Here is a 9473-nt window from a genome sequence, read left to right as displayed (position 1 = left end):
GCCCCCCGCCCCCCCCCCCGCCCCTCCCCCGCCCCCGCGTACGCCCCGGTGGCCGCCGGACGACTCCCGAAGTCGCCCCGGTGGCGCTAGCTTCGGAGCATGACCCACACCCTGCCGGACTTCCCGCGCGACGCCAGTGCCGTCCGTGAGGCCACCGACCGGCTTCTGGTCTCGGCCGGCAAACTGGACGACGAGGCGATCGCCGAACCGTCCCTTCTGCCGCACTGGACCCGTGGCCATGTCCTCGCGCACCTCTCCCGTAACGCGGATGCCCTGACCAACCTCCTGACCTGGGCGCGTACGACGGTGCGCACGCCGATGTACGCGAGCGACACGGCCCGCGACGCCGATATCGAACGCGACGCCGGCCGTCCGCTGGCCGCCCATCTGGAGGATCTGCGCGAGAGCGCCGCCCGCTTCGATGCGGCGGCGCGGGCGCTGCCGGAGGAGCGCCGGGCGTACGAGGTCGAGATGCGCAACGGCGTCATCGAGCGCGCCGGCCGGCTGGCGCTGCGCCGGCTGGCCGAGGTCGAGCTGCACCACGTCGACCTCGGCGTCGGGCACACCGTCGACCAGCTGCTGCCCGGCTTCGTCGACGGCTATCTGGACCTGCTGGCCACGGTGAAGTTCGCGGGGCACAAAGAGCTGCCCACCCTGGAGCTGCATACGCAGGGCGGCCGTCACTGGCGCACCGGAGGCGGGGCGCCCGGGGCCGCGCCGGTGGTGGTGACGGGCGCCGCGGCGGAGCTGGTCGGCTGGCTGAGCGGACGCTCCGACGGCGGGCAACTCGACAGCGCAGGCTCCCCCCTGCCTGCCGTCCCGCCGCTTTAGAGTGATCCCATGATGGCCTACAGCGGAGCAGTCCAGGTCGGCGGACCGGCCGACGTACATGAGCTGAGCGACCTGATGATCTCGAAGGTCGCGGTCGGTCCGATGAACAACAACGCCTATCTGCTGCGGTGCCGGGCCACCGACGAGCAGCTGCTGATCGACGCGGCCGCCGAACCGCACACCCTGCTCACGCTGATCGGCGACAGCGGCATCGCCTCAGTGGTCACCACCCACCGGCACGGTGACCACTGGGGCGCGCTGCGCGAGGTGGTCGATGCGACCGGTGCGCGCACCTATGCGGGGCGCTACGACACCGAGGGCATCCCGGTCCCCACGGACGTCCCCGTCGAGGACGGCGACACCCTCACCGTCGGCCGGGTGCAGCTGACGGCACGTCATCTGGTCGGCCACACCCCGGGCAGCATCGCGCTGGTCTACGACGACCCGCACGGCGCGCCGCATGTCTTCACCGGCGACTGCCTCTTCCCCGGGGGCGTCGGCAACACCTGGGGCGATGCCGAGAACTTCGCCAGCCTGCTCGACGACGTCGAGAGCAAGCTCTTCGGTCAACTGCCGGACGAGACCTGGGTCTACCCGGGCCATGGCGACGACACCACGCTGGGCGCGGAGCGTCCGCATCTCGCGGAGTGGCGCGAGCGCGGCTGGTAGCCCCGGCGGGCCCGTACGGCCGGTCGGTCGTACGGGCCCGCCGGCGGTCTCAGACGGTCAGGTCCTCCCTGGCCGCCACCTCGGCCGCCTGCCGCTCCTTCTTCGAGGCGCGCAGGCTGGTGAGCGTCGTGATGACGAGGACCGCGCAGATCACCCCCAGCGAGACCGGAATGCTGATCTCCGGTACGGCCACCCCGGACTCGTGCAGCGCGTGCAGCACCAGCTTCACCCCAATGAAGCCGAGAATCACCGACAGGCCGTAGGAGAGGTGGACCAGCTTCTCCAGCAGCCCGCCGATCAGGAAGTACAGCTGCCGTAGTCCCATCAGGGCGAAGGCGTTGGCGGTGAAGACGATGTACGGGTCCTGGGTGAGGCCGAAGATCGCCGGGATGGAGTCCAGGGCGAACAGGACGTCGGTGGTGCCGATCGCCAGCATGACGATCAGCATCGGGGTCATCAGCCGGCGGCCGTTCTCGACGATGAACAGCCTGGTGCCGTGGTACGCGTCGGTCGAGGGGAAGCGCCGCTCGACCATCTTGAGGAAGCGGTTCTCCTCGAACTCCTCGTCGTGTTCCTCGGCGCGCGCCTCCTGGACGAGCTTCCACGCGGTCCAGATGAGGAACGCGCCGAAGAGATAGAAGATCCACGAGAAGTGGGCGATGATCGCGGCGCCGGCGCCGATGAAACCGGCCCGCAGGACGAGCGCGATCAGCACGCCGACCATCAGGACCCGCTGCTGGTACTTCGCCGGGACCGCGAACTTGCCCATGATCAGCACGAAGACGAAGAGGTTGTCGACGCTCAGCGACTTCTCGGTGACGAAGCCGGCGAAGAACTCACCGGCGGGCGCGCCACCGCCGAAGACCAGCAGTCCGAGTCCGAACAGCGCGGCGAGCGCGATCCAGACGGCGGTCCAGATTCCGGCCTCTTTGAGGGAGACCTCGTGGGGCTTGCGGCCGCCGATGAAGAAGTCGGCGGCGATCAGGGCGCACAGACCGAGGATGGTCAGCGCCCACAGGGTCAGGGAAACGTCCACTGCTCCTCCGGCAGAGTCGTACGGCACTCACAGCGTCGTCGCTGCCGGAGGTCTCTTCCGCCCAAGGGCAGATGCCGGGCCGGCGCCCCGGGATCCGGTGAAGCTCGTCGGTCCGTGATGACGGGTACGCCGCAGCGGGAATACTCCCCTCCGCACCAAGAAGGGTAAAGGATAACCAAGAAAGAGTAAAGGAAACGGCAAATATGCTGGTGGGAGGGGTGATGCGTCGAGGGGTAGGCAGCGTCGGGCCGGTCAGTGCCGTTCGGCCGGGCGGGCCTGGGCGAGGCGGCTCAGGACCTGGCGGACGATCGGGCTGCCCTGGGGGGCGAGCGCCGGCTCATACGTCCAGGCGTGCCCCACCCAGGGGTCGGCGAGATGGGCGTCGGGCACCGGTGTGAGGCGCAGCAGGGACCGCCACAGCGGATCGAGGACCGGGCCGTACTCCTGGGACTGGGCGCGGTCGGCGACGATCAGCAGATGCACCCCGACCGCCGGGCCCTCGTCGGCCAGATAGCGCAGCTGGTTGACGGCGCGGTCGTCGAAGCCGTGCGGGAAGTCATGGACGATCAGCAGCTGTTGGGCGGTGTCGACATCCGGCGGCAGGGAGTCGGCCGCACGGTTGCGCACCGCCATCTGGACCAGGTCCACCCGCCGGATCAGTGCCTCCAGGGTCCGGGCGACCCCCTGGGCGCCGGGGGCGGGGGGCTCGCGCAGGGCGCCGGTCTCCAGCAGCGGGGCGAGCGCGGGCGCGGCCGTACCGCCGGGGTCGATGACCTGGAGCGCGAAGTCCCCCACCGGGTGGGCGGCGAGCAGCCGGGCCGCGACCGCGACCGCGGTGTCCAGGGCGAGGCGGCCGAGCACGGCCTCGTCGGGCGGGCCCTCGGTGAGCGCGCTGCCCAGCTCGCGGCGGCCGAACTCCCGCCCTGGGTCGGCCTGCCAGGCGTAGGAGGACGGTCCGCTGTCGATCCACAGGCCGCGCTCCAGGGGGAGACGGACGAGCATGGGGATGCGCAGGTCCAGGACCTCGGGGAGGTGCAGATCGCCCAGCCGGACCGCCATCGGGGGCTCCTGCGGGGCGTGGTGGCCCTGCCAGACGGGGCTGTCCCAGCGGGCGAAGGCGGGCGGCAGAGCGGGCTCGACGACCTCGGATTCGGCGGTGAGCTGGGTGAGGTCGCGGTCGAGGGCGGCGCGGGCCTGGGTGACCAGGGCGGCGTGCCGGTCGCGGGCGGCGGCGCGGGCGGCGGCGGCTGCCGAGCCCAGGCGGTTCCTCGGATCGGCGAGGGCCTGGTCGAGCTCCTGCTCCAGCCGGGACTCGGCGAAGGAGCAGGCGCTGCGGTAGGCGGCCACCGAGCGGGCCAGGTCCTCGAACATGCCCCAGACCTGGTTGTAGAGCCGCTCGTCCATGCTCCATCCGGCGGCGTCCCCGGCCACCGGGGTCTGCGGGCCGTCGGGGGCTTCCGGGATCTTTGGGCCTTCCGGGGCGGCCGCGGGGGCCGGGGCGGGGGCCGTACGGCGCCGGGGGTGGCGGTAGTCGACGCGGTCGCCGCCGTGTGCGGGGGCCGACGGGGCGGAGGCATCGGGGGCGGGTGACGCGGGGGCGGGGCCTTCGGGGACGGGCGGCGCGGCCGTGGGCTGTTCGGCGCGGCCGGCCGCCACCGGGGAGGGCACCGCGCGGGCACGGCCCAGGCCGACCGCCTCCTCGATCTCCGCGGCCAGCTCCGCCGCCTGCGGCAGCCCCTGGTCACGGAGCATCGCGGCCAGGCCGTCGGCGTAGCCCTGGCCCACCGCGCGGACCTTCCAGGCGCCCTGCCGACGGTAGAGCTCCACGGCGACGACGGCGGTCTCGGCACCCAGGCCGGTGATCGAGTACCCGGCGAGCGGGGTGCCGTCGAGGCCGGTGACGGCGACGCGGGGCGCGGCAGCCGCGCCGAAACCGGTCAGCGAGGACACCGTGGCGGGAAGTGCGAGCAACACGCTCACCCGGTGGACGGTGTCCGCCACCGCGTCGAGGTCCACCGCGATGCGGTGCTCGGAGGCGGCCTGGCGGGGGACCTCGACGCCGGTGCGGCAGGGCGCCCCCGGGTGAGCCACCGCGTCGGTGCCGGACAGCCTGCCCTGATCGTCGCCGAGCGTGACACCGGCCATGACGGGCCCGCCCGCGCTGATCCGGATCTCCACACGGGTGCGGTCCAGTGGATGGTTCTGGCCACGGACCAGCTCGGCCGTCATCGTTGTTCCCCCTGCTCGGTGTCGCGTCCGGGCCGGGTGCCGGGCGCGGCGCCCGGGGTGCGGCGGCGCGGCCCGGTGCGCGCTGCCGCCGTGGTGCGGTGGCTACAGATGCGGCAGCATCGCGGGCACCAGGTCCTGGAAGGTGCGTCCGTTGGCGGGCTCACCGATGGCGGTCATCGACCAGCCGTTGCCCGCGCGGTGCACCTTGGACATGACCTGCGCGGTGTACTGGCCGCCGCCGGTGAGGGTGTAGCGGGCCAGCTCCTGGCCGGTGGTCTCGTCGACCAGGCGGCAGAAGGCGTCCTGCACCTCGGCGAAGCTCTGGCCGGTGAAGGAGTTGACGGTGAACACGATCTGGTCGATGTGCACCGGCACCCGCGACAGGTCGACCAGGATCGCCTCGTCGTCGCCGCCCTGGCCGGCGCCGCCGACGCGGTTGTCGCCGGTGTGCCGCACCGAGCCGTCGTCGCTGATCAGATGCTGGAAGAAGACCACGTCGACGGGGGTCTGCCCGGCGAACAGCACCGCCGAGGCATCGAGATCGATCTCGTTGGTGCGCCGCCCGAACAGGCCCCTGCGCGGCGCCGAGCGCCAGCCCAGCCCCATCCGCACCGCGGCCAGCGTGCCTCCGTCGGACTTCTGCAGGCTGATTCCCTGCCCCTTGGACAAATTGACCGACACGCGCTGTCCCCTCTTCGTACGTCCCCGCCCGCATTTCCGGCGGTGTTCCCGACCCTACGCACGGCGGCACGGCAACGCCGTCGCGGCCCCGCGTTTTGTGGCGTTTCTGCAACACAGGCCCGCACGCGGGGCCCGGCCGCACACCAGCGTGGGCGGGCCCTCCCCGGTGTGCGGATCCCCCTCCCCCTCGGCCCTCGTGGTCTCCCCCTACTGCACTCCGGCCTCCTTCATCTGCCGCAGCTCCTTCTTCAGTTCCCCGACCTCGTCGCGGAGCCGGGCGGCGACCTCGAACTGGAGCTCCGCCGCGGCGGCCCGCATCCGCTCGGTCATCTCCTCGATCAGCGCGGCCAGTTCGGCGGCCGGACGGTCGGTCACCACCGCACCGGCCTTGCCGCCCTTGCCCCGCGCGGCCGCGGCGCCGAGCGCCGGCACCGGTGCCTTGGCGCCCTTGCCCGCCTTGCCCCCGGCGGCCTGGGCGGGCTTGCGGAAGTCCGTGCCGAGCAGCTCCTGGGTGTCGATCTCCTCGCGGGCGAGGGTCGCCACGATGTCGCCGATCTTCTTGCGCAGCGGCTGCGGGTCGATGCCGTTCGCCTTGTTGTAGGCCAGCTGCTTCTCCCGGCGGCGGTTGGTCTCCTCGATGGCCTTCTCCATCGCCGGGGTGATCTTGTCGGCATACATATGGACCTGGCCGGAGACGTTACGGGCGGCGCGGCCGATGGTCTGGATCAGCGCCGAACCGGAGCGCAGGAAGCCTTCCTTGTCGGCGTCGAGGATGGCCACCAGGGACACCTCGGGCAGGTCGAGGCCCTCGCGCAGCAGGTTGATGCCCACCAGGACGTCGTACTCGCCCGCGCGCAGCTCGCGCAGCAGCTCCACCCGCCGCAGGGTGTCGACATCGCTGTGCAGATAGCGGACCTGGATACCGAGCTCGAGGAAGTAGTCGGTGAGGTCCTCGGCCATCTTCTTGGTCAGGGTCGTGACCAGGACGCGCTCGTCCTTCTCGGTGCGCCGGCGGATCTCGTGCACCAGGTCGTCGATCTGCCCGTCGGTGGGTTTGACGACCACCTCCGGGTCGACCAGGCCGGTCGGGCGGATGATCTGCTCCACGAAGCCGTCGCCGCGCGCGAGCTCGTACTTGCCGGGGGTCGCGGACAGATAGACGGTCTGGCCGATGCGCTCGAGGAACTCCTCCCACTTCAGCGGCCGGTTGTCCATGGCCGACGGCAGCCGGAAGCCGTGCTCGACCAGGGTGCGCTTACGGGAGGCGTCGCCCTCGTACATCGCGCCGATCTGCGGGACGGTGACATGCGACTCGTCGATGACCAGGAGGAAGTCCTCCGGGAAGTAGTCGATGAGGGTGTTGGGCGCGGAGCCGGGCTCGCGGCCGTCCATGTGCATCGAGTAGTTCTCGATGCCGGAGCAGGAGCCGATCTGCCGCATCATCTCGATGTCGTACGTGGTGCGCATCCGCAGCCGCTGGGCCTCCAGATGCTTGCCCTGCTTCTCCATGGTGGCGAGGCTGTCCGCCAGCTCGGCCTCGATCCCGGCGATGGCCTTCTCCAGGCGCTCGGGGCCGGCGATGTAGTGGCTGGCCGGGAAGATGTACAGCTCCTGGTCCTCGCTGATCACCTCGCCGGTGAGCGGGTGGAGCGTGGACAGCGCCTCGATCTCGTCGCCGAACATCTCGATCCGCACGGCCAGCTCTTCGTAGACCGGGAAGATCTCGATGGTGTCGCCGCGCACCCGGAAGGTGCCGCGGGTGAAGGCGACGTCGTTACGGGTGTACTGGATGTCGACGAAGCGGCGCAGCAGCTGGTCGCGGTCGAATTCGTCGCCGACCTTCAGGGGCACCATCCGGTCGACGTACTCCTGCGGCGTGCCCAGGCCGTAGATGCAGGACACCGAGGCGACCACGATGACGTCCCGCCGGGTGAGCAGCGAATTCGTCGCGGAATGGCGCAGCCGTTCGACCTCCTCGTTGATGGAGGAGTCCTTCTCGATGTACGTATCGGACTGGGGGACGTACGCCTCGGGCTGGTAGTAGTCGTAGTAGGAGACGAAGTACTCGACGGCGTTGTTGGGCAGCAGCTCGCGGAATTCGTTGGCGAGCTGGGCCGCGAGGGTTTTGTTGGGCGCCATGACGAGGGTGGGGCGCTGCAGCTTCTCGATCATCCACGCGGTGGTCGCCGACTTGCCGGTGCCGGTCGCGCCCAGCAGGACGACGTCCTTCTCACCGCCGCGGATGCGCTGCTCCAGCTCGGCGATGGCCGCCGGCTGGTCGCCGCTGGGCTGATAGGGGCTGACGACCTCGAAGGGCGCCACCGTGCGTTCGATCTTTGATACGGGCCGCATGGCACCCACCGTACGACCCCCCACTGACAACCGGCGTGACAAACCCTCCGACCAGCGGATTCGCCGGAATGGCCGCGGCCGCGCGGGGAAGTCGGGCGGACCGGCCGGGCGGCCCCGCGGCGGCCTTCGCCGTGCCGCGGTGGGCCGGGCCGGGTCGCCGCGGCGGCTCTGACCTCGCCGGGCGCGCGAGGGAGGGTGCGGGCGGGGCGCGGCGGGGCCGCGCGCACGGGGCAAAACCGGGCGCAAGAACGACGGGTGACGCGGTGTCGGCCGAGATGCGTAACGCTGAGGGCTCCGGCAAGTTGGACGGCATCGGGCGCACGTCTGCTGCACGGCGATTACGGGCATCCTGCACCTACGGCGCTCACACGGAATACCGGCCCCGTTCCCTTCAGTCCCCGGCAATCCGCCGACCACTCACCACTACGGCCCGGCTGCGAGCCTCCGCCCGTATGGCCGGTGCACGTCACCCGAGGTCAGCCACGTCCCCCCGACGTCACGAGGAGTCCGTATGCGTATTCGCCCCGTCGCCACCGCGCTCGCCGGTGCGCTCATGGGTCTGTCCGCGCTCGTCCTCTCCGGCGCGCCCGCGCAGGCCGCGGCCAACGGGCACAAAACGGTGGTCGTCGGCCACCGCGGCGCCCCGACGCACGCCCCCGAGAACACACTGGCCTCGATCGATGCGGCCAGCCGGCTGGGCGATCTCTGGGTCGAGAACGACGTCCAGCGCACCAAGGACGGCGCGCTGGTCGTGCTGCACGACAACTCGCTGGCCAGGACCACCAACGTCGAACAGGTCTTCCCCGACCGCAAGCCCTGGAATGTCAAGGACTTCACGCTCAACGAGATCGAGAAGCTGGACGCGGGCAGCTGGTTCAGCCCGGACTTCGAGGGCGAGCGGGTGCCCACCCTCGAGGACTACATGGACGAGGTCGAGGACAACGGCCAGCGGCTCCTGCTGGAGCTCAAGTCGCCCGAGCTCTACCCGGGGATCGAGCTGCAGACCCTTCGGGTGCTGAGCCGTGCGGGCTGGCTGGACCGCAGCCACGTCCGGCGCCGGCTGGTCATCCAGAGCTTCGACGCCGACGCCGTCAAGACCGTGCACAGCCTGCGCCCGGACATCAAGACGGGCTTCATCGGCACGCCGCCGGTCGCCGGTCTGCCGAAGTACGCGGAGTTCTGCGATGAGATCAACCCCAACCACACGACGGTCACCCCGGGCTACGTCGATGCCGTGCACCGGCTGACCGGCCCGCACAACCGCCGGATGCAGGTGAACGCCTGGACCGTCGACGACGACAGCAAGGCGATCGCGCTCGACCGGATGGGTGTCGACGGCATCATCAGCAACAGGGCCGACGAGATCCGCGATGCGCTGGAGACCGGCGAGGACTGAGCATCGCAGGGAGTCCCCCTCGCCCGATCGGGCCGCGTTGTCAGTGGCACGTCCTACGCTGATCGTGTGAGGGATTCCGAGCACGATTCCGGGCACGATGCCGAGCACAGCACGCAGGGGACCCCGGCCGCGGCGGGCGCGGAGCGCCGCGACTGGGGCTGGACGCGGACGGCGACGCCGATCGGCCCGCTGCTGCTGGCCGCGACCCACCGGGGCCTGGCCCATGTGGCCTTCCATGCCGACGAGCGCACCTGCCGGCGCGCGCTGACCCGACTGGAG

7 protein-coding genes and 1 pseudogene are annotated in these 9473 nt (G+C 71.3%); 4 read left to right on the top strand and 4 right to left on the bottom strand.

Annotated features, from left to right (window positions below):
• The first annotated feature begins 99 nt into the window (after positions 1–99).
• The gene (locus SNA_RS09840; RefSeq protein WP_030069154.1) at positions 100–831 is read left to right on the top strand and encodes a maleylpyruvate isomerase family mycothiol-dependent enzyme; all 732 of its coding nucleotides are present in this window, start codon (positions 100–102) and stop codon (positions 829–831) included.
• 12 nt (positions 832–843) lie between these two features.
• Positions 844–1500 carry an MBL fold metallo-hydrolase gene (locus SNA_RS09835; protein ID WP_030069152.1) on the top strand — a complete coding sequence of 219 codons (657 nt, stop codon included), beginning with the start codon at positions 844–846 and terminating at the stop codon, positions 1498–1500.
• Positions 1501–1549: 49 nt separating this feature from the next.
• Here SNA_RS09835 and SNA_RS09830 read toward each other — a convergent pair whose 3' ends face one another.
• The 4 genes from SNA_RS09830 to uvrB form a co-directional block, all read right to left on the bottom strand.
• Positions 1550–2536 carry a TerC family protein gene (locus tag SNA_RS09830; RefSeq protein ID WP_044364368.1) on the bottom strand — a complete coding sequence of 329 codons (987 nt, stop codon included), beginning with the start codon at positions 2534–2536 and terminating at the stop codon, positions 1550–1552.
• Positions 2537–2788: 252 nt separating this feature from the next.
• Positions 2789–4765, bottom strand: a complete 1977-nt coding sequence (locus tag SNA_RS09825) for a TerD family protein (RefSeq protein WP_044364367.1) — start codon at positions 4763–4765, stop codon at positions 2789–2791.
• Between the two features lie 102 nt (positions 4766–4867).
• Positions 4868–5446, bottom strand: coding sequence for a TerD family protein (locus tag SNA_RS09820; protein WP_030069845.1), 579 nt, complete (start codon positions 5444–5446; stop codon positions 4868–4870).
• Positions 5447–5653: 207 nt separating this feature from the next.
• The gene (gene uvrB, locus SNA_RS09815) at positions 5654–7798 is read right to left on the bottom strand and encodes an excinuclease ABC subunit UvrB (RefSeq protein ID WP_030069847.1); all 2145 of its coding nucleotides are present in this window, start codon (positions 7796–7798) and stop codon (positions 5654–5656) included.
• 511 nt (positions 7799–8309) lie between these two features.
• On the opposite strand from uvrB, the gene SNA_RS09810 reads away from it, so the two are divergent.
• Both SNA_RS09810 and SNA_RS43700 read left to right on the top strand, forming a co-directional pair.
• Positions 8310–9194, top strand: coding sequence for a glycerophosphodiester phosphodiesterase (locus tag SNA_RS09810; RefSeq protein ID WP_030069849.1), 885 nt, complete (start codon positions 8310–8312; stop codon positions 9192–9194).
• Positions 9195–9260: 66 nt separating this feature from the next.
• Positions 9261–9473: pseudogene (locus SNA_RS43700) on the top strand (methylated-DNA--[protein]-cysteine S-methyltransferase); the annotation flags it as partial.

This window comes from Streptomyces natalensis ATCC 27448 (genome assembly GCF_000935125.1).
Lineage (GTDB): Bacteria > Actinomycetota > Actinomycetes > Streptomycetales > Streptomycetaceae > Streptomyces > Streptomyces natalensis.
This window is presented reverse-complemented; position numbering and strand designations above follow the sequence as displayed.

Bases quoted from the DNA above. Each gene is read 5' to 3' on its own strand.
- SNA_RS09840 (WP_030069154.1), top strand. From the start codon at position 100: ATGACCCACACCCTGCCGGACTTCCCGCGCGACGCCAGTGCCGTCCGT.
- SNA_RS09835 (WP_030069152.1), top strand. From the start codon at position 844: ATGGCCTACAGCGGAGCAGTCCAGGTCGGCGGACCGGCCGACGTACAT.
- SNA_RS09825 (WP_044364367.1), bottom strand. From the start codon at position 4,765: ATGACGGCCGAGCTGGTCCGTGGCCAGAACCATCCACTGGACCGCACC.
- uvrB (WP_030069847.1), bottom strand. From the start codon at position 7,798: ATGCGGCCCGTATCAAAGATCGAACGCACGGTGGCGCCCTTCGAGGTC.
- SNA_RS09810 (WP_030069849.1), top strand. From the start codon at position 8,310: ATGCGTATTCGCCCCGTCGCCACCGCGCTCGCCGGTGCGCTCATGGGT.